This is a genomic window from Micromonospora sp. WMMC273 (assembly GCF_027460285.1).
Lineage (GTDB): Bacteria > Actinomycetota > Actinomycetes > Mycobacteriales > Micromonosporaceae > Micromonospora > Micromonospora aurantiaca.
Genome location: NZ_JAPZBE010000001.1, coordinates 3,208,197 through 3,230,027 on the forward strand (window position 1 = coordinate 3,208,197; position 21,831 = coordinate 3,230,027).

General features: G+C 74.5%; 21 protein-coding genes. 5 read left to right on the forward strand and 16 right to left on the reverse strand.

What is annotated here, in order from left to right:
• Positions 1 to 36: 36 nt before the first annotated feature.
• A complete protein-coding gene (locus O7611_RS15040) occupies positions 37 to 429 on the reverse strand; it encodes a hypothetical protein (RefSeq protein WP_194799332.1) in 393 nt (130 codons plus the stop codon).
• Between the two features lie 147 nt (positions 430 to 576).
• On the opposite strand from O7611_RS15040, the gene O7611_RS15045 reads away from it, so the two are divergent.
• Positions 577 to 1,350 carry an alpha/beta hydrolase gene (locus O7611_RS15045; protein WP_194799331.1) on the forward strand — a complete coding sequence of 258 codons (774 nt, stop codon included), beginning with the start codon at positions 577 to 579 and terminating at the stop codon, positions 1,348 to 1,350.
• Between the two features lie 27 nt (positions 1,351 to 1,377).
• Here the strand turns inward: O7611_RS15045 and O7611_RS15050 are convergent, their stop codons facing one another.
• The 3 genes from O7611_RS15050 to O7611_RS15060 are packed head-to-tail and all read right to left on the reverse strand — an operon-like array spanning position 1,378 to position 3,766.
• On the reverse strand, positions 1,378 to 1,884 hold the full coding sequence (locus tag O7611_RS15050; protein ID WP_194799330.1) for a DinB family protein: 507 nt from the start codon (positions 1,882 to 1,884) through the stop codon (positions 1,378 to 1,380).
• A 44-nt stretch (positions 1,885 to 1,928) separates the two neighbouring features.
• On the reverse strand, positions 1,929 to 2,741 hold the full coding sequence (locus tag O7611_RS15055; RefSeq protein ID WP_194799454.1) for a M15 family metallopeptidase: 813 nt from the start codon (positions 2,739 to 2,741) through the stop codon (positions 1,929 to 1,931).
• A gap of 59 nt (positions 2,742 to 2,800) precedes the next feature.
• Positions 2,801 to 3,766 (reverse strand): acetylxylan esterase, encoded by a 966-nt coding sequence (locus tag O7611_RS15060; protein WP_194799329.1) that lies wholly within the window; start codon positions 3,764 to 3,766, stop codon positions 2,801 to 2,803.
• Between the two features lie 199 nt (positions 3,767 to 3,965).
• On the opposite strand from O7611_RS15060, the gene O7611_RS15065 reads away from it, so the two are divergent.
• Positions 3,966 to 4,991, forward strand: a complete 1,026-nt coding sequence (locus O7611_RS15065) for a LacI family DNA-binding transcriptional regulator (RefSeq protein WP_194799328.1) — start codon at positions 3,966 to 3,968, stop codon at positions 4,989 to 4,991.
• Positions 4,992 to 5,007: 16 nt separating this feature from the next.
• Here O7611_RS15065 and O7611_RS15070 read toward each other — a convergent pair whose 3' ends face one another.
• The 8 genes from O7611_RS15070 to O7611_RS15105 form a co-directional block, all read right to left on the reverse strand.
• Positions 5,008 to 6,288 (reverse strand): D-alanyl-D-alanine carboxypeptidase family protein, encoded by a 1,281-nt coding sequence (locus O7611_RS15070; RefSeq protein ID WP_194799327.1) that lies wholly within the window; start codon positions 6,286 to 6,288, stop codon positions 5,008 to 5,010.
• Positions 6,289 to 6,388: 100 nt separating this feature from the next.
• Positions 6,389 to 7,111, reverse strand: a complete 723-nt coding sequence (locus O7611_RS15075) for a polysaccharide deacetylase family protein (RefSeq protein ID WP_194799326.1) — start codon at positions 7,109 to 7,111, stop codon at positions 6,389 to 6,391.
• Positions 7,108 to 8,271 (reverse strand): MGDG synthase family glycosyltransferase, encoded by a 1,164-nt coding sequence (locus O7611_RS15080; protein ID WP_269697084.1) that lies wholly within the window; start codon positions 8,269 to 8,271, stop codon positions 7,108 to 7,110. The genes O7611_RS15075 and O7611_RS15080 overlap by 4 nt, the downstream gene beginning before the upstream one ends.
• Before the next feature lie 54 nt (positions 8,272 to 8,325).
• Positions 8,326 to 9,624 (reverse strand): D-alanyl-D-alanine carboxypeptidase family protein, encoded by a 1,299-nt coding sequence (locus O7611_RS15085; protein ID WP_194799324.1) that lies wholly within the window; start codon positions 9,622 to 9,624, stop codon positions 8,326 to 8,328.
• Between the two features lie 101 nt (positions 9,625 to 9,725).
• Positions 9,726 to 10,142 (reverse strand): protein-tyrosine phosphatase family protein, encoded by a 417-nt coding sequence (locus O7611_RS15090; protein ID WP_194799323.1) that lies wholly within the window; start codon positions 10,140 to 10,142, stop codon positions 9,726 to 9,728.
• 99 nt (positions 10,143 to 10,241) lie between these two features.
• Positions 10,242 to 10,862, reverse strand: coding sequence for a hypothetical protein (locus tag O7611_RS15095; protein WP_128138550.1), 621 nt, complete (start codon positions 10,860 to 10,862; stop codon positions 10,242 to 10,244).
• Positions 10,863 to 10,875: 13 nt separating this feature from the next.
• Positions 10,876 to 12,660, reverse strand: coding sequence for a DUF4012 domain-containing protein (locus tag O7611_RS15100; protein WP_194799322.1), 1,785 nt, complete (start codon positions 12,658 to 12,660; stop codon positions 10,876 to 10,878).
• Positions 12,661 to 12,763: 103 nt separating this feature from the next.
• The gene (locus O7611_RS15105) at positions 12,764 to 14,005 is read right to left on the reverse strand and encodes a glycosyltransferase family 4 protein (RefSeq protein ID WP_194799321.1); all 1,242 of its coding nucleotides are present in this window, start codon (positions 14,003 to 14,005) and stop codon (positions 12,764 to 12,766) included.
• A gap of 144 nt (positions 14,006 to 14,149) precedes the next feature.
• On the opposite strand from O7611_RS15105, the gene O7611_RS15110 reads away from it, so the two are divergent.
• Positions 14,150 to 14,710, forward strand: coding sequence for an arsenate reductase/protein-tyrosine-phosphatase family protein (locus O7611_RS15110; protein WP_194799320.1), 561 nt, complete (start codon positions 14,150 to 14,152; stop codon positions 14,708 to 14,710).
• On the opposite strand, the gene O7611_RS15115 is transcribed toward O7611_RS15110, so the two are convergent.
• Positions 14,691 to 16,139, reverse strand: a complete 1,449-nt coding sequence (locus tag O7611_RS15115; RefSeq protein ID WP_194799319.1) for a polysaccharide biosynthesis tyrosine autokinase — start codon at positions 16,137 to 16,139, stop codon at positions 14,691 to 14,693. The genes O7611_RS15110 and O7611_RS15115 overlap by 20 nt on opposite strands.
• 185 nt (positions 16,140 to 16,324) lie before the next feature.
• Here O7611_RS15115 and O7611_RS15120 point away from each other — a divergent pair, with 185 nt between their 5' ends.
• Together O7611_RS15120 and nhaA are read left to right on the forward strand one after the other, a co-directional pair.
• The gene (locus tag O7611_RS15120; protein ID WP_269697085.1) at positions 16,325 to 18,172 is read left to right on the forward strand and encodes a nucleoside-diphosphate sugar epimerase/dehydratase; all 1,848 of its coding nucleotides are present in this window, start codon (positions 16,325 to 16,327) and stop codon (positions 18,170 to 18,172) included.
• Between the two features lie 161 nt (positions 18,173 to 18,333).
• A complete protein-coding gene (nhaA, locus tag O7611_RS15125; RefSeq protein ID WP_194799317.1) occupies positions 18,334 to 19,635 on the forward strand; it encodes a Na+/H+ antiporter NhaA in 1,302 nt (433 codons plus the stop codon).
• 60 nt (positions 19,636 to 19,695) lie between these two features.
• Here nhaA and O7611_RS15130 read toward each other — a convergent pair whose 3' ends face one another.
• The 3 genes from O7611_RS15130 to egtD form a co-directional block, all read right to left on the reverse strand.
• Complete coding sequence (locus O7611_RS15130; protein ID WP_194799316.1) at positions 19,696 to 19,899, reverse strand: hypothetical protein; 204 nt, start codon at positions 19,897 to 19,899, stop codon at positions 19,696 to 19,698.
• Positions 19,900 to 20,021: 122 nt separating this feature from the next.
• Positions 20,022 to 20,609: a TMEM165/GDT1 family protein gene (locus O7611_RS15135; protein ID WP_194799315.1), complete on the reverse strand. Its 588-nt coding sequence runs from the start codon at positions 20,607 to 20,609 to the stop codon at positions 20,022 to 20,024.
• A gap of 227 nt (positions 20,610 to 20,836) precedes the next feature.
• A complete protein-coding gene (gene egtD / locus O7611_RS15140) occupies positions 20,837 to 21,802 on the reverse strand; it encodes an L-histidine N(alpha)-methyltransferase (RefSeq protein WP_269697086.1) in 966 nt (321 codons plus the stop codon).
• Positions 21,803 to 21,831 lie beyond the last annotated feature (29 nt).

Here is a 21,831-nt window from a genome sequence, read left to right on the forward strand (position 1 = left end):
GATCTCACCCGGCCAACGCGACTTACGAAACGCGCCCTAGCCGGCGTGCGCCACCGGGTGGCGGCGCATCTCCTCCATGAACGGGTAGCGCGCGGTCAGCTCGGCGAGCGTGATGCCGGCCCGCCACGCGGCGGCGACCTGCGCGACCTGGAGCAGGTCGGTGGCGTCACCCCGGGCCTGGACGTCGCCGTCCACCCGCAGGTCGATCATGAAGTAGCGGGCCTGGGAGCCGAGGCTGACGCAGACGACGCCCCGGGGGGAGGCCATCTCGGCGCAGGTGAACCGGCTGCGTCCCTGCTCGGGCGCGGTCACCTCGCCGACGTCGAGCTGGTTCGCGGCGGCGGTCGCCACGAGCGCGGGGGCGAGACCGCCGGGCTCGACCAGATCCGGGTAGAGGCGCACACCCAGTGCGGCGGACACGTCGCTCATGCCTGACTCCCACTTCCTCGTGACAGAGACCAGCAGCGCGCAGGTTACGAGTGTGTTTCCGGCACGCACGGCCATCCTTTCCCGTACGACCGTCCCGGGGCAATAGGAACGCCCTCATCGAACCCCTCCGAGGTACGCTGCCGCCTCATGGCGCTGATCCGGTGTGACTTCTTCTCCGAGGCGTTGGGCATGGGCACGTCGATGACGGTGCTGCTGCCCGATCGCGGCGCGGCCGGGATCGGCGTGCCGGGCGCGGCCGCCGACGGCGATCCGCCGGTGCTCTACCTGTTGCACGGCCTGACCGACGACGACACGGTGTGGACCCGGCGTACCGCGATCGAGCGGTACGTGGCGCCGCTGGGGCTGGCCGTGGTGATGCCGCAGGTGCAGCGGAGCTTCTACTGCGACGAGGCGCACGGCAACCGGTACTGGACGTTCCTCAGCGAGGAGCTGCCCGAGGTGTGCCGGTCGTTCTTCCGGCTGTCCGACCGGCGGGAGGACACGTTCGTCGCGGGCCTGTCGATGGGCGGCTACGGGGCGATGAAGTGGGCGCTGCGCCGCCCGGAGCGGTTCGCGGCGGCGGCGAGCCTGTCCGGCGCGCTGGACGTGACGCGCCGCCGCCACCATGCGACGCATCCGGTCGACCCGGCGGTCTGGCGCACCGTCTGGGGTGACGGCCCGGTGCCCGCCGACGACGACACGGTGGGGCTGCTGGAGCGCTCCGGCGAGGACCGGCCGGCACTCTACGTCGCCTGCGGCACGGAGGACTTCCTGTACGAGGACAGCATGCGGTTCCTGGACGTGGCCCGGAAGCGTGACGTGCCGGTCACCGTCGACTTCGGTCCGGGTGACCACGACTGGGCGTACTGGGACGCGCGGATCCAGGATGTGCTGGCCTGGCTGCCGCTGCGCACGCGCTGACCGGTGTGCGCGGGCGTCCGAGCGGGCTCAGACGCCCACGGTGCCGTCGATCGCCTCGCGGATGAGGTCGGCGTGCCCGTTGTGGCGGGCGTACTCGTGCAGCATGTGCAGCATGACCAGGCGCAGCGAGACGTCCTCGCCCCAGCGGGCCTGGTGACCTGTCACGTCGAGCGACTCGGCCTCCCGTTCGATGCGCCGGGCGTGCTCGATCTCGCGCCGCCACGCCTCGAACGCCTCCGCCACGTCGGCGTCGCGGGCGTCGTACGCCTGCTGGAAGTCGCCGCTGTCCGACCACACCAGCGGCACGTCCTCGGCGGCGATGACCCGGCGGAACCAGGTGCGCTCCACCTCGGCCATGTGCCGGACCAGGCCGAGCAGGGACAGCGCGGACGGCGGTGACGCCGCCCGGCGTAACTGCTCGTCGGTCAGGCCCTCGCACTTGAGGGCCAGCGTGGCCCGGTGGAAGTCGAGGAAGGCGCGCAGCGACTCCCGCTCGCCGGCGAGCAGCGGCGGGCCGATCCGTTCGGTCTCCATGAGCGCCGAGCCTAGCCGCGATCGATCTTGGTGGAACGACCGCGTCACCGCAGTGACGAACCGGCCACCGGGAAGTCGAACCAGGTGTCCGGGTACGGCTCGTCGACGTACCGGTAGTGCCACCACTCCAGCGGATAGTTCTCGAAGCCCTGCGCGGACATCAGCCGGCGCAGCAGGTCCCTGTTGTTCCGGGCGGTGTCGCTGATCCGCGCGTCGGCGGTGTGGGCGCGCGGGTCGAAGCAGTCGAACCCGGTGCCCATGTCGATCGAGTCGTCGGCGAAGCGGCGCCCGGCCGGTTCGGTGCAGGGCACGAGCGCCTGACCGGGCGTGTACGCCGGCTGCGGGGGCCCGGAGACCGGGACCAGGGTCAGGTCGACGGTGCTGCCCCGGCTGTGCGCGGTGGGGGCGCCGATGTAGCCGTCGGCGAACAGCCGGTCCTTGGGCACGCCGGGATAGAACTCGCCCTTCATCCGCTGCTCGCCGGGGAGTTTCGCCCAGGCGACGAAGTCGTCGGCGGCGCGCTGCGGGCGGTAGCAGTCGTACACCTTGAGGCTGTGCCCGCCGGCGAGCGCGGCGGTCTGCACCCGGTGCAGCGCCTGCGCCGCCGGGCGGGTGAGCAGGCAGCGCGGCTCGGCGTACCCGTCGATCGGGCGGCCGACGAAGTTGTGCGGACCCGCGTACCGGATGTCGGTGCGGACGGTGGGGTCGACGGCGGTGAGGTCCACGATGTCCGCCGGGGCCCGCGGGCCGGTCGGGGTTGGTGACGGCTGCGCGGACGGCGACGGCGACGGCGCGGGCCGCTGGCAGGCGGTGGCGATCAGCGCGGCCGCGACGGCCAGGACCGCCGTCGCGCGCATGCCGGTGCCCATCCGCCGTGTCTACCAGCCCTCGCGGGCCGGCGTCGGCGGAACGGTGGTCAGCCGCCCAGCACGGTACGCAGGAAGTCGACAGCGGCGGCGTCGTCGTCGATCGCGCCCGCCTCGTGGCCGTTGAACCGCCACACCGTCAGGTCCTTGTCGCCCCGGTAGTCGTGGTAGGCGGCGTAGACCGTCGACGGCGGCACGATGTCGTCCATCAGCGCGACGGAGAAGCGGACCGGCACCGTGGCGCGGCGGGCGAACGCGACGCCGTCGACGTAGCCGAGCGTGCGCAGCACCTGCTCCTCGCGGTCGCGGTGCACGGCGAGGTAGTCGCGGATCTCCCGGAACGGCGTGGTGTCGGTGATTGTGATCGCGCGCGGGATGTCGCAGAGGAACGGCACGAGCGCCACCGCCGCCCGCACCTTCGGCGCCAGGGCGGCGGCGGCGAGCGCGGCCGCGCCGCCCTGGCTGTGCCCGAGTACGGCGATCCGGTCCGGGTCGACGCCCGGCAGCTCGCACGCGGCGTCCACGGCGCGGACCGCGTCGGTGAGGAAGCGCCGGTAGTAGTACCGGTTCGGGTCCTCGATGCCGCGGGTGGCCATGCCCGGCGCCTGCGGTCCGGCGGCGGCGATGTCCGGCGTGTCGCCCCGGCTCCACCCCGAGCCCTGACCGCGCGTGTCCATCTGGAGGTGGGCGAAGCCGGCGGCGGACCAGAGCAGGTTCTCCAGCGCGTGGCCGCGCCCGCCGCCGTACCCGACGTACTGCACGATCGTGGGCAGCGGCTCCGTCGCGCCGCGCGGCACCCGCAGCCAGGCGCGGATCGGCTGTCCGGCGAAGCCCGGGAAGGTCACGTCGAAGACGTCGACACCGGTCAGCGGCGTGGACAGCGGGGTCGCGGACACGGGGTCGCCGCAGGAGCGCGCCTGTGCGAGAGTGTCAGCCCAGAAGGCGTCGAAGTCCGGCGGTTCGTGCAGGTCGCTGCGGTAGGTGCGGAGTTCGGCCTCGGTCAGGTCGGTGAACACGCCTCGGTTTTCCTCGTCGTTCGTCGGGGGTGGACGGCGACTCGCCGGAAGATGACTGGCGCATTTCCGGAACGTTTCCGCAACTCGTGCGAACGCTAGGGCCGGTCCGGCCTGTCGTCAAGCCCTCGCCGTACGGCAAGATGTGCGTGGGGCGGGACGGTCTACCGGTCGGTTCCGGCAGCCGGCGAAGGGAACACGGGTGAGCGCGGACGACGAGCGCAGGGTGACCATCACCGCGATCGCACGGGAGGCCGGCGTCTCGGTCCCGACCGTGTCGCGCGTGCTGAACGGGCGTTCCGACGTCGCACCGGACACCCGGGAGCGCGTCGAGGAACTGCTGCGTCACCACGGCTACCGGCGCCGCGGCAGCCGTACGGTGCGCCGGGCGGACCTGGTCGACCTGGTCTTCAACGACCTGGACAGCCCGTGGGCCGTGGAGATCATCCGCGGCGTGGAGGACGTCAGCCACGCCGCCGGGGTGGGCACCGTCGTCTCGGCGATCCACCGCGAGTCCAGCTCCACCCGGCAGTGGCTGCACAACCTGCGCGCCCGCGCGTCCGACGGCGTGATCGTGGTGACCTCGCACCTGAGCCCGGCCGTGCAGGCCCAGCTGCGGCGCCTCAACGTGCCGGTGGTGGTGGTCGACCCGGCCGCCGGCGTGGCCGCCACGGACGTGCCGGCCATCGGCGCCACCAACTGGACCGGCGGCCTGGCCGCCACCGAGCACCTGCTCAAGCTCGGCCACCGCCGGATCGGGTTCGTGGCCGGCCCGCCGCACCTGCTGTGCAGCCGGGCCCGGCTGGACGGCTACCGGGCCGCGCTGGCCGCCGCCGGTGTGGCCGCCGACGACCGGCTGGTGCAGCCCGGCGACTTCTACCACGCCTCCGGGTTCACCGCCGGTGGCGCGCTGCTCGACCTGGACGACCCGCCGACCGCCATCTTCGCCGCCAGCGACCAGATGGCCTTCGGCGTGTACGAGGCGGTACGCCGCCGCGGACTGCGGGTCTGCGACGACGTGAGCGTGGTCGGCTTCGACGACCTGCCCGAGGCGCGCTGGGCCTCCCCGCCGCTGACCACTGTGCGCCAGCCGCTGGTCGAGATGGGCCGGCTGGCCGCACGTACCGTGCTGCGGCTGGCCCAGGGCGAGGAGATCGACTCGCCCCGGGTCGAACTGGCCACCGAACTGGTGGTGCGGGACAGCACCGCAGGACCCGCCTCCCGCTGATCCGGGCCCCCTGCTTTCACTCCTGTTCCGGAATTTCCGGCTCCCGCAGCGCCGACCCGGTCGACATGGCTACCACGGCGGCGTGGCGGCGCCGCCGGGCCAGCAGCAGCGCTCCCCCGGCCGTCAGCACCGCGCCCACCGCCACCGTCACCCCCGCGCCGGGCCGCGGCCCGGGCGCCGCCCCGCCGCCGCGCAGATCGGCGTGCCCGGCCAGCGCAGAGGCCGCCCCGCCCGCCGGTGGCGCCGAGCGCTCCAGTTCCCCCGGCTCGACGAGCCGGCCGACCTGCGCGTCGCGGGGCTGCGCGAACCCCCAGTCGAGCAGCGCCGCGCCCTGCTGCCAGCCCCGCTGGGTCGTCACCTCGGCACCGAGCAGCGTGACCACGAGGCGTCGGCCGCCGCGCTCGGCCGCGCCGACATAGGTGTGCCGGGCCAGGTCGGTGAAGCCGGTCTTGCCGCCGAGCGCGCCCGGATAGTGCTCCAGCAGCATGTTGTCGTTGGAGATGGCGAACCCCTTCGCCCGCTGCGCCGGCTGGGCCGGGATCTGCGCGACCCGGGTGGCGGCGTATTCGCGGAACGCCGGGTCGGCGAAGCACGCCCGCGCGATCAGCGCCATGTCGTACGCGCTGGTGAACTGCCCCGGTCCGTCCAGCCCGGACGGGGTGACCGCGTGCGTCTGCCGGGCCCCGAGCCGGTGCGCCTCCTCGTTCATCGCCCGCACCCCGCCGGCCAGCCCGTCCGGGCCGCCGCCGAGGCGGGCCAGCGCGTTCGCCGCCTCGTTGCCGGAACGCAGCAGCAGGCCGAGCCAGATCGTCTCGATCCGGTAGTGCCCGCCCTCGACCAGCCCCACCGCCGAGCTGCCCGGTTCCACGGCCAGGTCCCCCGCGGTCACAGTGACCTCCCGGTGCGGATCCAGCCGGGGCAGCATCGTGGCGGCGAGCAGCAGCTTCTGCACGCTCGCGGGCACGCCGTACTCGTGCGGGCCGCAGCCGCCGAGCACCGCGCCGCTGTCCAGGTCGGCGACCACCCAGGAGGTGGCGGTCACCGCCGGCGGCGCGCTGGACGCGGGCGGGACGACGAGGCCGGCGGTGTCGAGCGCGGCGCCACCGACGGCGCGCGCGGCCGGGTCGGGCGCGGGCGGCGGCTGCGGCGGCCGGGTCGCCGGGGCCGGCACGTTCGGGCAGGGCGGCGCAGCCGGCAGCCGGCGTACCGGCGCGCGGGCGGCGGCCGCCGCCGGTGTCACGGAGGCCGGCAGCAGCAGGGCGGCGGCCAGCGCCACGAAGGGTCCCCAGGTCCTCATGACCCGGACGCTAGCCACGCCGACCCGAACGGGTCACCGGCTCCGGGATTCGGGCCCCGGCACCGAGGTAAGGCGGTAGGCTCCGCGGCTCGCTCGCGGCTCAGCGCGCGCGGAGCCCGTGCCCGGCGAGCGGGCCGACCTGCCATCCACGGCGGCGGCACTCGGCCAGCACACGCGGGAGCGCGGCGAGACCGGCCCGCCAGGCGCCCGGCGCGGCGGTACGGGAGGAGTCGTGCAGCAGGATCGTCCCGCCTGCGTCCAGTCCGGCCAGCACGGTGCGCGCGACGGTGTCCGCGGTGGCGGTGGCGGTCCAGTCCCGGCCCCAGCAGCTCCACAGCACCGGCCGCAGCCGCAGCCGCCGGGCGGCCACCAGCGCGGCGGTGGTGAGCACGCCGTACGGCGGTCGCATGAACCCGGGCGGACGGCCGGTCACGTCGGTGACCAGGTCGTAGGCGCGGGTCAGGTCGCTGACGGTGCGGGCCGGGCCGCTCAGCAGCAGGTTGTCGTGCGTCCAGCCGTGCACGGCGATCTCGTGGCCCTCGCCGGCCGCCCGGCGGCCCAGCGCGGGGTGGCGCCGCAGCATCGCGCCGAGCACGAAGAACGTGGCGCGGACCCGGTGCGCCGCCAGCACGTCCAGGACGTGCCCGGTGGACTCCGGGTCCGGGCCGTCGTCGAAGGTCAGCGCGACCCGGCCGGGCGTCCCGAGCCCGTGCAGCCCGGGCAGCAGCCGTCGCCGCAGCGCGGGCAGCGCCGTCACCGCCGGTGCCGCGTGCAGCACCGGCAGCGCGAGCGCGGCGGCCCCCGCCAGGGTGACCGCTCTCATCGCAGGCCGCCGGTGGACTGCAGCAGCGCGGCGAGCACGGCGACGGCGTCTCCGACCGGGTCCAGCAGCGGGCGGCGCTTACCGGCCGGTCCGGCCGGCGGTGCCCGGCGCGCGGCCTCGGCGACCAGGCCCGCCGGGTCGCGGTACACGTCGTCGCGGGACGGGCTCACCGGTCCGGTCCCGATCACGGCCGCGAGGACCGGCCCGAGCTGCTGCGGTGTGGCCGCCCACCGGCTCAGGCCGGCCCGGGCCAGGATCGCGGCGTTGGCGCGCCCGTGCCCGGCGATGGGCCGGTACGTGACCACCGGCAGCCCGGCCGCCAGCGCCTCCTGGCAGGTCAGCCCGCCGGCGTTCTCCACCATGACGTCGACCGCGCGCATCAGCGCCGGCATGTCGTCGACCCAGCCCAGCACGTGCCGCCCGGCGCCGCGCAGCCGGTGACGCAGCGCCGCGTTGTGCCCGCACACCACCACCGGCCGGACGCCCGCGGCGGCGACCTCGGCCACCGTGGCCGCCACCTCGCCGGCGCCCCAGGAACCCGCGACGACCAGCGCGAGCACCCCGTCGGCCGGTAGGCCGAACCGCTGCCGGGCCCGCCGACGGTCCTCCGGGGCGGGCCGGGCGAAGGCGCGGGACACCAGCGGCTGCACGGCGGTGACGTCGGCGGCGCCGGCCCGGTGCGTCTCGGCGTGGCGGACCGCGCAGTACACGTCCACGCCCGGCGCGAGCCAGGTCGGGTGCACCACGAAGTCGGTCACATAGGTGATCACCGGGACACGGAGCCGCCCGCGCCGCCGCAGCGGACCGAGGAGCTGGTTGGCGAACGGATAGGTGGTGACCACGGCCCGGGTGTCGGGCGGGATGCGGCGGCGCAGGCGGCGGCGGAACGGCCGCATCAGCGCGCGGATCGCGCGTACGGCGGTCCGCGAGTTGCCGGTCAGCCGGAACAGCGCGTGGTAGCCCCAGGGGAGCCGGTGCAGCACCCCCCGGTACGTCTCGCGTACCGCCCGGTGCACCGGGCTGGGCAGCAGGTGCAGGAGGTTCAGCCGGTCCACCGCGAAGCCCCGCGCACGCAGCCGGTGCGCCAGCTCGTCGGCGGCCCGGTCGTGTCCGGCGCCGATGTCCGCCGAGACCACCACGATCCGGCCCGGGTGCTCCATGCCCGGCGCATACCCACGGAATCGGTGTCCACGCGATCCGCCGGGACGCCGGGTTCAGGCGCGGCGGCGTCCGCGACGGCGTGACCGGCTCCGGCGGGCGGCGAGCACCGCCGCCACCCCGCCGACGGTCAGTGCCAGCAGACCGGCGAGCGGCACGATCATCCGCCAGTCCCCGTCGCCGACGCGGCGCAGCGCGGTCCCGGCCGGTCCCCGCCAGGGCGGGGATGCGGTACGGCTCGGCTCCGCGGCCGCCGCCTGCTTGGGCTCCGCCGCCTCGGCGTCCCGTTCGCCCGGTTCGACCAGCCGGCCGACCGAAGCGTCCCGGGGCTGCCGGAAGCCCCAGTCGAGCAGCTGGGCGCCCTGCTGCCAGCCGCGTACCGGGCGGGCCTCGGCGCCGAGCAGCGTCACCACGAGGCGGCGTCCGTCGCGCTGGGCGGCGCCGACGTAGCTGTGCCGGGCCAGCTCGGTGAAGCCGGTCTTGCCGCCGAGCGCGCCGGGATAGCGGTAGATGAGCTGGTTCTCGTTCTGGATCTGGAACCCGCCCTTCTTCAGCGCGGGCTGGGCCGGGATCTGCGTGCGCTCGGTGCGCGCGTACCGGCGGAACGCGGCGTCGGCGAAGCAGGCCCGCGCGATGAGTGCCAGGTCGTACGCGCTGGTGAACTGGCCGGGGCCGTCGAGGCCGGACGGGGTGACCGCGTGCGTCTGGCCGGCGCCGAGCCGGCGGGCCTGCGCGTTCATCTCGGCGACGCCGGCCTGGGAGCTGCCGGCGCCGAGACGGGCCAGCATGTTCGCGGCGTCGTTACCGGACTGGAGCAGCAGGCCCAGCCACAGCGTCTCCACGCTGTAGCGGCCGCCGACGAGCAGGCCGACGGCCGAGCTGCCCGGCTCGATGTCCAGGTCGGCGCGGGTGGCGACGGCGACCTGCCTGGGGTCCAGTCGGCTCAGCATGGTGGCGGCCAGCAGCAGTTTCTGGGTGCTGGCCGGGGTGCCGGGGACGTGTGGGCCGCACGCGCCGAGGACCGCGCCGGTGTCCAGGTCCGCCACGAGCCAGGTGGCGGCGGTGACCGCCGGGGGCGCGGGGCTGCCGGGTGGCGTGACCAGCCCGGTACCGGCCAGCGCCTCGCCGCCCACCGCCGCCTGTTCGGGCGTCGTGGCCGGCGGCGTCGGGCGGGGCGGCCGGCTGACCTTCGGCGCGGGCAGGCGCGGGCAGGGCACGGGTGCGGCGGCCGGAGCGGCGGGTGCCGCGGCCGGCGCAGCCGCGGGCGTGCCGGCCGGGGCGCCTGTGGCCGGGGCCGGAACGCCGGTGGTGAGCAGGGTGACGGCGGTGGCGGCGGCCAGGACCCGGGCTCTCATGAGATGGCACCCTACCGAGCCGGATGATCAGGTCCGGACGGCTCACCGGTGTCGTGACACGGTGCCGATCACGCGGTCCCGGTCGGTGACCGATTGGCGCGTCAGCGCACGCCGCGCAGCCACCACCGCTGCCACGGCGTCTCGACCGCGCGCCTGTGGTAGCCGGACCGCACCCAGGCCACCGCCCGCGCGGGGGGCAGCCCGTCCAGCACGGCGAGGGCGGCCAGCGCGGTGCCGGTGCGCCCGACTCCGCCGTGACAGGCCACCTCGACCCGCTCCCCCGCGTACGCGCGCCGCCGCGCCTCCCGGAGCGCGTCCAGGGCATCGGCCCGGTCGGCCGGGATCCAGAAGTCGGGCCAGCGGACCCGCCGGGCCGGCCACTCCGGCTCGGGACCGGGCGCCAGCAGCAGGGCGAAGTCAGCCGGTGACGCGGGCCCGGCGACCCGGCGACCGCGCACGGTGGCGCCCCCGGGGAGCGTGAGCAGGCCGGTCCGGTCGGTCCACGGTGTCGCGTCCATCGGGTCATTGTGTCCCGGCGTCCGGACACGTGAGTGCCCGCCGGACGAGGTCCGGCGGGCACTCACGATCGAGCCGGGTCGTCCCCGGCGCACCCCGGATCAGCCGAGGCGACGGCGACGCCAGGCCATCGAGGCCAGAAGCAGCACCGCACCGGCGGCGGCGAGGCCCCCACCGAGCTTCAGCGGCGTGCCGATGCTGTCACCGGTGACCGGCAGCCCGCCGTGGTGCGGCGACTTGGTCGGCCGCGGCGGCAGGACGGTGCCGGTCGCGCTCGCGATCCGCCCGGACGTCAGGCCGGTGGCGGTGAACGTGTACCGGCCCGGCCGGGTCGGCCGGTAGGTGACGGTGAAGTTGCCGCTGGCGTCGGCCGTCACGGTGAACGTGGTCGGCGCGGGCTGCGGCTGGGCGCGGTTGGGCGTGTAGGCGACCGGCGCCATCGCCACCGTGCTGCCGTCGCTGCGCCGCGCGGTCCCCTCGGCCGGGGCGGCCGCGGGCAGACCCGAGATCGCCACGTCGATCCGCACCGACTCGTTCGGCGCGAAGTTCGAACCCCGCAGGGTGAACGTCTCGCCGAGCCGGATGGTCGTCGGTGAGACGGTCAGCGACGCGACCTCGGGCGGGTAGACCGGGGGCTGCGGCTGCGCCGCCCCGGCCGCGGTCGGCACGGCCGCTACGGCCAGGCCCACCGTGAGCGCCATGATGATGCGGGATAGCCGCATGATGGATTCCCTCCTACTGTTCACAGCTTGGTGCGTTGACTACTTGGGTGGTCCATGGGGTGACGGTGGGCGTGTGCACCAGCTCGGCGGTCCCGGCGCCGGTCTGGCCGGTGAGCACCGTGACGTCGAGCGTCCGGGTCTGCCCCGGGCGGGTCTCCACGTTCGCCACCGCCACCTGGCGGCGGCCGTCGGTGCCGCTGCCCATCGCGGTGTCCCGTCCGTCCAGCCGGCCGGTGAGCACGGCGCCGCCGGTGGGCGTGTGCACGGAGACGAAGGTGCGTGCGGTGTACTTGTCGCCGGCCAGGGCCAGCCCGGTGACCGACTTGCTCAGGCCCGACTTCGGGGCGGTGGAGTGCACCGTGACCCGCAGCCGCAGCTCGCGGCGCCCGTCCGGATGGCATTCACCGACCGTCACGGTGGCCGAGAACCTGAGGTAGTAGCCGAGCTTCGCGCCGCTGCCGTCGTTGAGGAACACGCCGACCGTCGGCACGGTGTCCTTCTCCGGGAGTTGACCGGCCAGCCGGCTGCCGGCCAGTGCGCGTTGCTCCTCAGATCGGACACTCCAGAACAATATCCGACGTTCATTGATTGAACGGGTAAAAACGGTCAAAAGCGCCCTCGGGTCTACCGTCTTGGTGAACAGCGTGTCGAAGACGCCCGACGCGGATCTGCTGAAGAACTCGTCCTGGTCCTTCGTCTCCAGATCCCGGTACGAGTCACTGAGCAGCGTCCGTACCGCGGTGGCGGCGGCCAGCGACGGCCCGTCCGGCACGGGCACCGGACCCACCACGCCGAGCAGGTACGACAGGACCACCGGGTCCACCGCCAGCACCCCGTCCACAGTGGTGCCGGTCCGTCGGCGCACCATGTCCCGGTAGAGCGCGGCGGCGGCCGGGAAGTCCGGCGTGAGGTTCACGTCCGCCGGATAGATGCCCGGCAGCTCACCCCAGAGCCGTTTCGCCTCCGCGCCGACCTTCAGCGGCGGGTCGAAGAGCCGCAGGTCGGACGAGCTGCCCTGCTTCACCAGGCGAATCCCTCCACCCTCGGCGCGCAGCACGGCGTACGCACCGAACATGCCGCCGGTGGCGCGCAGCTCGGCCGGGTTCTGCGAGACCAGCAGGTAGGTGCGCGGCCCGTCCGCGCCGAGCAGCGGCGGCAGCAGCCGGGCGCCCCGGTCGGCGGCCGAGGTCAGCTCGCCGAGCTGGTCCAGCTCGGTGCGCAACGCGACGACCGCGTCGCGTACCTGCGTCACGAGGTCGCCGGTGGGCACCTGCCGCAGCCGGTCGGCGGTGCGGCGCACGGCCTGGTCGGCGGCGGACACCTCGGCCGAGACGGCGCGCAGGCGGGCGAGATCCAGCTTGCCCTGCTTCGGCACCAGCGAGGCGAGGTCGACGCGCAGCAGCGTGGGGAACGCGAGCCGGGCCAGGTCGTCCACCGCCACCGAGATCTGCCGGACCGCGGCCAGGTTGTCCCCCGCGTACGGCGTCTGCTGGCCCACCCACCACACCGGATCGCCGGTCTCGCCGCGCGCGGCGGCGGCCTGCTCCTGCAACGCGGCGAGCGTGCGCTGGGCGCGGGCCACGTCGCCGTCGAGCACCTGGGCGCTGAGCTCCCGGGCCAGCCCGGCGGCGTTCACCAGGTGGGCGCGGGCCTGCCAGCCCCGGAACGCGACCCAGCCGCCGGCGCTGAGCAGCACCGACACGACGACCAGCCCGGTCAGCAGGATCCGGCGGACCCGGGCGCGCCGGCGCCGTCGCGAACGGCGCCGCCGGCCGGGCGTGGCACCAGGTCCGGTCACGGATTTCCCCCTACGTGTCGGTCGAATCGGACACAATTCGCGATCGAGTGCTTTTTAGCACGAGAAAGTCCCTGTTCGAGGCGTTATTCGACACTCTGCCGACTTATCGGCTGGGTGCGAGCTTCGTTCGGTTCGAGGACCGCTCGGCCGCCTCGTGCAGCAGCGCCTCGATCCGGTCCACCCCGGCTCGCAACGACATGTCCCGCAGGTACGCGTCGCGGCCCCGCCTGCCCATGTCGAGCCGGGCGGCCGGCGGAATGGCGGCGGCCAGCCAGAAGCGGTCGGCCAGCGCCGCCCAGTCCTCCGGCGGGCAGGACAGGCCGGCGCGGGCCCGCTCCACCAGCTCCGCCGTCTCCCCCGCCGCGGAGGCGACCACCGGTGCGGCGCAGGAGAGCGCGGCCTGCAGCTTGCCGGGCACCCGGCCCCGCAGCTCCGGCAGGTCGCGCTGGGCCACGAGCTGGTAGTCGGCGGCGGCGTACAGCTGCGGCATGTCCACCGCGGACCGTCGCTCCAGGAACCTGACGTTGTCCGCGCCGAGATCGGCGGCGAGCCCCCGCACCCGCCGCTCCTGCGGACCGGAACCGACGAGCACCAGATCCATCCGGTCGCCGAGCGCCGCAGCCGCCCGGACCGCCGTCTCCAGATCCTGGTGCGCGCCGATCGTCCCGGCGTGCATCACCACGCAGCGGTCGTCCCGGCGGACCAGCCGCCGCACCGCCGGACCGGCCTGGGTGGGGCGGAAGATGCGCTCGTCGGTCCAGTTCGGCACCGTGCGCACCCGGCCCGGGGCGGCCCCACCGGCGCGGACCAGATCCGCCATCGACGGCGAACCGACGGCCACCACCGCCGCCTCCCGGTAGAGGCGGCGGGAGGCGGACTCCAGCCGCGCCGACCAGCCGCCGTCCGGCGCCGCACGACCGTCCCGCTCCGTCCACACGTCCTGCACGTGCAGGACCGTCGGCGTACGGCCGAGCAGCCGCAGCAGCCCGGTGGCGGCGAACGTGACCGCCGGGTGCCCGTAGACGTAGAGCACATCGACGTCGCGCAGCAGGCCCCGTCCGGCGAGCGCGGCGCTGCCGGCGAAGGAGAGCCAGCTCGCGGTACGGGCACGGGCGGAGCCGTCGCCCGCGGCGTAGCGGGGCACCCGGCGCACGGTCAGCCGCTCGCTGTGCGTCTGGTGCCGCCAGCGCTGCCGCCAGCCGGGATAGACGTGACCGCCCGGGTAGTCCGGGAAGCCGGTGAGCACCCGTACCTCGTGACCCCGGGCCACCAGCTCCTCGGCCAGGCTGCCCGGGACGAACGCCGGCTCCGGCGGGAAGTGGTAGGTGAGGATGCCGACCCTCATGACCGCGCTCCCGGCGCGGCTTTCCGGACGGCCGGGCGCCGCACCGCGTACCATTCCCGCATCCCCTCTGCGTCCGGCCGCGACCGCCGGAAGAACGCCGTCGCGGCACCCTCCGTCGCGACCCTGCCGACGAGAGGGGTGCAGATGGTCGACGAGGTGCTCTTCGTCTGCCACGCGAACATGTGCCGGTCACCGATGGCGGAGTTCATCGCCCGCCGCATGCTGGCCGGCCTGCCGCTGACGGTGGCCAGCGCGGGAACCGACGCGATCGACGGGGCGGTCATGCACCCGTACGCGGTCGAGGTGACCGCGGCCACCGGCGCGGACCCGGCGGCCTTCCGGACCCGCCGGCTGCGCGCCGAGCACCTGACCGGTGCGGCGCTGGTGCTGACCGCGACCCGCCGGCAACGCTCGGCCTGTACCTCGCTGGCGCCGGCCGCGCTGACCCGGACGTTCACGCTGCGGCAGTTCGCCCGGCTGGCCGCGGAGGCCCGCCCTGCCGAGGCGGAGGCGGACGCGGGCACGCCGTTGCGCGCGGCGGTGTCGGCCGCGGTCCGCGCCCGGGGGCGGCTGCAACCCGCCGCCCCCGACGCGGAGGACCTGCACGACCCGATCGGCGGCTCGCCCGCCGACTTCCGGCGGTGTGCCGAGGAGATCGAGCGGTCGATCCGGCCCGTGCTCGCACTCATCGCGAAAGCCGGGTGAGTTCCTGCGTCCGGTCGCCCACGGCCTTCGCGCCCCGCCGGGTGCCGGCCCGGTCGGCCGGTACGGAGGGCGCCGCGGGTGGCACGACCACCTTGTACGCCTCGTACTGGTAGGCGTCCGCCTTGGCCACCTTGGCCATGTTGAGCACGCAGCCGAGCAGGCGCACCGACACCGAGCTGAGCGCGTGCGCCGCCGCGGCGACCTGGCTGCGGGAGGTACGCCCCTGCTGGGTCACCAGCAGCGCGCCGTCGGCCTGCACGGCCACCACCACACCGTCGGTGACCGCCAGCAGCGGCGCGGTGTCGATGACCACGATGTCCGCCGAGTCCCGCAGCGCGACCAGCAGGTCCGCCATGGACTTGGAGCCGAGCAGCTCGCTCGGGTTGGGCGGGGTGGCGCCGCTGGGCAGCACCAGCAGGGACTTCTCGCCCCAGCGCTGCACCACGTCACCGACCTGGACGTCACCGACGAGCACGTCGGTGAGGCCGACACCGCCGTCGAGCCCGAGGTAGTCGGCGACCTTGGGGCGGCGCAGGTCGGCGTCGATCAGCAGCACCCGCCAGCCCGCCTCGGCCAGCGCGATGGCGGTGTTGCAGGCCATCGTGGTCTTGCCCTCGCCCTGCAGCGCGCTGGTCACCGCGATGACCCGGGCCGGCTCGTGCACGTCCACGAAGCGCAGGTTGGTACGCAGCTTGCGGACCGCCTCGGCCCGGGCGGAGGTGGCCGCGTCGCCGACGATCAGCGGCGCCGACCGCGCGCCGGTCTCGTACGGGATCTCGCCGAGCAGCGGGCTGCCGGTCACCCGTTGCAGCCCGGCGCCGTCGCGCATCCGGACGTCGGCCACCCCGCGCAGCACTGCGAGGCCGGCGCCGAGCAGCAGGCCGAGCAGACCGCCCAGGACCAGGTTGCGGGTGGGCTGGGGCGAGACCGGGTCGGAGGTGACCCGGGGACCGCTGACCACCTCGATCTTGATGGGCGGGGCCTTGCCGTCAGGCGGCGTCTCGACCTTGCGGACCAGCTCGGTGAACTTGGTCGCGAGCATCTCGGTGGTCTTCAGCGCCCGGGTCTGGTCGGTGTCGGTGATCGTCGCCTGGAGCAGGACCGTGCCGGTCGTGGCGGTGGTGTGGATCCGGCTGCGCACCTGGTCGGCGGTCAGGCCGAGCGGCGCGTCGGCCACCACGCTCTGCGCCAGCCGGTCGCTGGTGAGCAGGTCACCGTAGGACTTCACCCGCTGCTGGAGGAATAGGCCGCCCTGGTAGGCGTCGGTGACCCCCTGGCTGGGCGTGGTGACGAAGAAGGTCACCGAGGCCTCGTACCGAGGCGCCGTCCGGACCGTCACCAGCGCGGCGGCGCCCAGACCGAGCATCACCGTCACCAGCACGATCCACCAGTGGCGTCGGACCAGGCGCAGGTAGCCGAGAACGTCCATCACGCTCCCCCTCGCGACACGCCGGTCTGCCGATGAAACTGCACGAAAGCCCCCTAAAAACCCCAGTTGCCGTGCCAGGATCGAATCGCCTATTCACGACGTTACGTGACTGGACGACAGTAAACGACCGAACAGGCACAGACGGTCTAATCCTTTCAATACGGATAGGACGTAGAGGGCAGCTCATGGATCGTGATGCGATCACAGCCGTTCGACCCCCCGGCCGGATCACCCACCGCGCCGCCACCCTTTCCCTGTTAACGCTGGACACGGCCGCGTGGTGCGGCGGTTTTCTCGGTGCCGCCTGGACGCGGTACGAGTTCGACCTCACCGCCGCCGCCAGCGCCCGTACGCTCGGCGTGGCGCTGGCCTGCGCCGCGCTGTACGCCGCGCTCACGCTGCTGCGGTCCCGGCTCTACGGCCGGTATCCGATCGGCAGCGCCGGCGACGCGCAGGGCCTGGCCACCACCGTCGCGCTCGTCGCGGCCGTCGGCTTCGTCGCCCTGCTGCCGTGGACGGAGCACCCGGTGCCGGCCAGCACGCCGCTGGTCGGCGGCGCGGTGGCGCTCGTGGTGATGGCGACCGCTCGCGGGCTCTGGCGGGCCCACGCCGACCGCCGGCCACCCGCCGCGGGACACGCCGAGCGCTGCCTGATCTACGGGGTGGACGCGGCGAGCGAGCGGCTCGTCCGGGCGCTGCTGCACGACCCGGACAGCAGCTACCGGCCGGTGGGTCTGCTCGACGACGCACCCGACAGCCGCGGCCTGCGGCTGGAGCGGCTGCGCGTGCTCGGCGGCCGGGAGCAGATCGGCATCGCCGTCCGGGCCACCCGGGCGAGCACCGTCATCTTCTCGATGAGCGGCTCCGACCCGCAGCTGCTGCGCGACGTGCGCACCCGCACGCTGGAGGCCGGGGCGGCGTTCAAGGTCCTGCCGCCGGTACGCGAGGTCCTCGACCGTCCGGTGGCCGCCACCGACGTACGCGACCTTCAGCTCACCGACCTGCTGGGCCGCGCGCACCGGGTGGCCGAGCTGAGCGTCGAGCGCGGCGGGCTGGCCGGACGCCGGGTGCTCGTCACCGGCGCCGGTGGCTCGATCGGCTCGGAACTGTGCCGGCAGATCGCCCGCTGCGAGCCGGACGAGCTGATGATGCTCGACCGGGACGAGTCCGCGCTGCACGCCCTGCAGATGTCCCTGCACGGGCGCGCGCTGCTGGACGGGCCGGAGCTGATCCTGGCCGACATCCGCGACGCCGAGGGCATCGCCCGGGTGATCGCCGACCGGCAGCCCGACGTGGTGTTCCACGCCGCGGCGCTGAAGCACCTCACGCTGCTCCAGCGCCACCCCGGGGAAGCGATCAAGACCAACATCCTGGGTACGCTGAACGTGCTGGAGGCGTGCCGGGACGTCGCCGAGTTCGTGAACATCTCCACCGACAAGGCGGCCAACCCGGCGAGCGTCCTCGGCTACTCCAAGCGGATCACCGAGCGGCTCACGGCGTACCACGCGCAGCGGCTCGGCGGCCGGTACCTGAGCGTCCGGTTCGGCAACGTGCTCAGCAGCCGCGGCTCGGTGCTCACCGCGTTCCAGGCGCAGATCCGCGCCGGGGTGCCGATCACCGTCACCCACCCCGACGTGACGCGGTACTTCATGACCGTGCAGGAGGCGGTGCACCTGGTGCTCCAGGCCGCGATGATCGGCCGGGGCGGCGAGGCGCTGGTGCTCGACATGGGCGAGCCGGTCCGGATCGCCGACGTGGCCCGCCGGCTCGCCGCCGAGGCGGACCGCCCGGTGGAGATCGTCTTCACCGGTCTGCGGCCGGGCGAGAAGCTGCACGAGCACCTGTTCGGCGCCGACGAGGTGGACACCCGGCCGCTGCACCCGCTGATCTCCCACGTACCGGTGCCCGAGCTGGACCCGGACGAGGTGCGCGGGCTCGACCCCTACGCCGACGCGGACGAGCTGATGAAGTGGATGGCCGCGTTCTGCGACCCGGTCGGGGCGTCCCTGCCGGCTCTGCCCGGGCAACGCTGACCCGCCGGCCGATGGGACGCTCCGCCCGAGTGGTGAGACGGGCGTCCCATCGGCCGGCTCGGCTCGCCGCGGGTGGCGGCGCCCGTTAGGGTTGATCCCGGTGTGCCGGGAAGCCTGGTCGGCGATGGTTCCGCCGACCCCAGCTCCCGAACGGACGCCACATGCCCCAGCACACCCCGCACCGCTCGCGCCTGCTGTCCCGCCGCTCCTGGCCGGAGGCCCGCTTCCTGGCCGACGTACTGCGCACCGAGACCGTCGGCGGCGGCCTGCTGCTGCTCGGCGCGGTCCTCGCCCTGATCTGGGCCAACTCGCCGTGGCGCGCCGCGTACGCCGAACTGAGCCACTGGGTGCCCTGGCCCGGCGGCGCCGGGCTGCACCTCGACCTCGACCTGCGCACCTGGGCCGCCGACGGGCTGCTGGCGATCTTCTTCTTCGTGGTCGGCCTGGAGCTCAAGCGCGAGTTCGTCGCCGGTGACCTGCGCGACCCCCGGCGGGCCGCGTTGCCGGTGGTCGCCGCGCTCGGCGGCATGATCGCGCCGGCGTTGATCTACCTGGCCGTGACGCTCAGCGCCGGCGGCGCCGGCCTGCGCGGATGGGCCATCCCCACCGCCACCGACATCGCTTTCGCGCTCGCCGTGCTCGCCGTGATCAGCTCCCACCTGCCGCAGGGGCTGCGCGCGTTCCTGCTGACCCTCGCCGTGGTCGACGACCTCTTCGCGATCACCATCATCGCGGTCTTCTACACCGACGCGTTCCACCCGCTGCCGCTGCTCGCCGCGCTGCTGCCGATCGCCGCGTTCGGGCTGCTGGTGCAGCGGCGGCGGACCTGGTGGTGGGCGCTGATCCCGCTCGCGGTGGCCGCCTGGACGCTCGTGCACGCCTCCGGCGTGCACGCCACGGTGGCGGGCGTGCTGCTCGGTTTCACAGTGCCGGTGCTGCGCAGCCGCGACGGCGCGCCCGGCCTGGCCGAGCGGCTCGAGCACCGCTGGCGGCCGGTCTCCGCCGGCCTGGCCGTGCCGGTCTTCGCCTTCTTCGCCGCCGGGGTGACGCTGGTCGGCGTGGACGTGGGCGGCGTGCTCACCAACCCGGTGGTGATCGCGGTGGCCGCCGGGCTGGTGCTCGGCAAGGTGATCGGCGTCTTCGGGTCGACGTACCTGCTCGCCCGGTTCACCCGGGCCGAACTGGACGAGGAGATCACCTGGGCCGACCTGCTCGGGCTGGCGTTGCTGGCCGGCATCGGCTTCACCGTGTCGCTGCTCATCGGCGAACTGGCGTTCGGTGCCGGCAGCCCGGAGGAGGACGGCGTCAAGGTGGCCGTGCTGCTCGGCTCGTTGATCTCCGCCCTGCTGGCCTCGGTGGTGCTGGTGCGCCGCAACCGGGTCTACCGGCGGATCAGCGAGCGGGAGAGCCGGGACGCCGACGGTGACGGCGTACCGGACGTGTACCAGGAGGGCCCGGCCTGAACCGGCACGGCGGGCGCGACCATCCGGTCACGCCCGCCGCCACCCTCGACGCGGTACGCCTCAGCGACGGCGCTCGGCCGGCCGCGGCTCGCGCTTGCGCTCCGGTTCCTCGAGCGCCTCGGCGGCCGGCCCGGTGAGGTCGTCACCGGGCACTGCCACCTGCTCGGCGCGGTCCTGCTCGTCCTCGCGCCCGCCCGGCGGCGGCTCCGGCGCGGTGGCGCCTCCGGCGAAGCCGTACTCGTTGGGCTCGTCGTGCCTGCTCATGGGCGGAACCTCCCGGTCGTGCCGATTCGTCCTCCGCCGGGCGGTCACCGCCACGGCGCTCACCCGGGCTGCTTACCCACCGGAGCGCTCTCCGATCATCGGGCGCCGCCGCACCACTCACGTCAGGTCAGCTCGGAGACCGCCTCGAAGATCAGCCAGAGGCCGCAGATGGCGAACAGCACCGCCGCGCCGTAGCGGATGGTCCGCTCCGGGAGGTGCCGGCCGAGCATCCGGCCCACCAGGATCGCCAGCGCGTCCGCCGCCACCATGCCGAGCGTCGAGCCGAGCCAGGTGCCGAACCAGCCGTACTTGGTGGCCAGCGTGATGGTGGCGAGCATGGTCTTGTCGCCCAGCTCGGCCAGGAAGAACGCCACACCGACGGCGATGACCGCGGACCGGCCGCCGCGCTCGGCCTTGCGCTTCTCCTCCTCGGTCAGCTTGTCGCCGCGCAGCGTCCAGGCACCGAAGCCGAGGAACGCCAGACCGGCGATGAGCGAGATCCAGTCGGTGGGCAGGGCCGCGTTCAGGCCGTACCCGATGGCCACCGAGGCCAGGTGGACGACGGCGGTGGCGACAGTGATGCCGATGAGCACCGGCACCGGCTTGAACCGCGTGGCGAACGTCAGAGCCATGAGCTGGGACTTGTCGCCCAGCTCGGCGACGAAGATGACGCCGAAGCTGACCACCAGCGCGACGAGGAAACCCTCCATGTGAACCTTCCCGATCAAGCCGGGAGGAGGAACGGGGGCGCCCTCGACCCGGCTGCGACAGCCTGAGTCGAAGGTCTCGCCCGCCCCGGAGACCGGGGCCGCGTGGCCGGATGCGGAACGCACCAGTGTGTCGACCACGACATTGGGGGCTACTCCCCTTCGCGCCGCCAGCCTAACCGATCACCCGCCGCCCCGGTCACCGGGTGTGGCCGGGGCCACTGCGGCCCTCAGTCGGCGCGGGCCAGGTTCACCCCGAACAGCCCGTCCGGATCGGTCCAGAACGCCCGCCTGTCGAACCCGGCGGCGGTCAGCTCGGCCGCGATCCCCTCCGGCCGGAACTTGGCCGACACCTCGGTCCGCAGCTCCTCACCGGCGGCGAACACCACGTCGGTGTCCAGCACCCGCACCCGGGTCGGGTGCTCGGCGCGCAACCGCATCTCGATCCACTCCCGCTCGGGATCCCAGACCGCCACGTGCCGGAACGCGTCGACGTCGAAGTCCGCGCCCAGCTCGCGGTTGATCACCCGCAGCACGTTGCGGTTGAACTCGGCGGTCACGCCCGCCGCGTCGTCGTAGGCGGGCACGATCACGCCCGGGTCCTTGACCAGGTCGGTGCCGACCAGCAGCCAGTCGCCGGTCTCCAGCGCCGCGCGCATCGCGGTGAGGAACTCGGCCCGCTCCATCGGCAGCAGGTTGCCGATCGTGCCGCCGAGGAACGCCACCAGGCGCCGGCCGCCGGTGGGCAGCCGGTCCAGGTGGCGGGTGAAGTCGCCGACGATCCCCCGCACCCGCAGCCCCGGGTACGCGGCGGTGATCTGCTCGGTGGACGACCGCAGCGCGCTCACCGACACGTCCAGCGGCACGAACGTGCCCAGGTCGCCGTGGCGGGTGAACGCGTCGAGCAGCAGCCGGGTCTTCTCCGACGAGCCCGAACCCAGCTCGATCAGCGTCTTCGCGCCGGTCATGGTGGCGACGTCGTCGGCGTGCGCGGCCAGCACCGCCCGCTCGGCCCGGGTCGGGTAGTACTCCGGCAGGCGGGTGATCTCCTCGAACAGCTCGCTGCCCCGGGCGTCGTAGAACCACTTCGGCGGCAGCCACTTCGGCGCCGCGGCCAGCCCGACCCGTACGTCCTCCCGCAACCCACGGTCGAGGTCCTGCTGCTCCAGGTGGATCTCCAGCGGCTCCGCGCTCATCGAGTGTCCTCTCTTGCGGTGGGTACTGA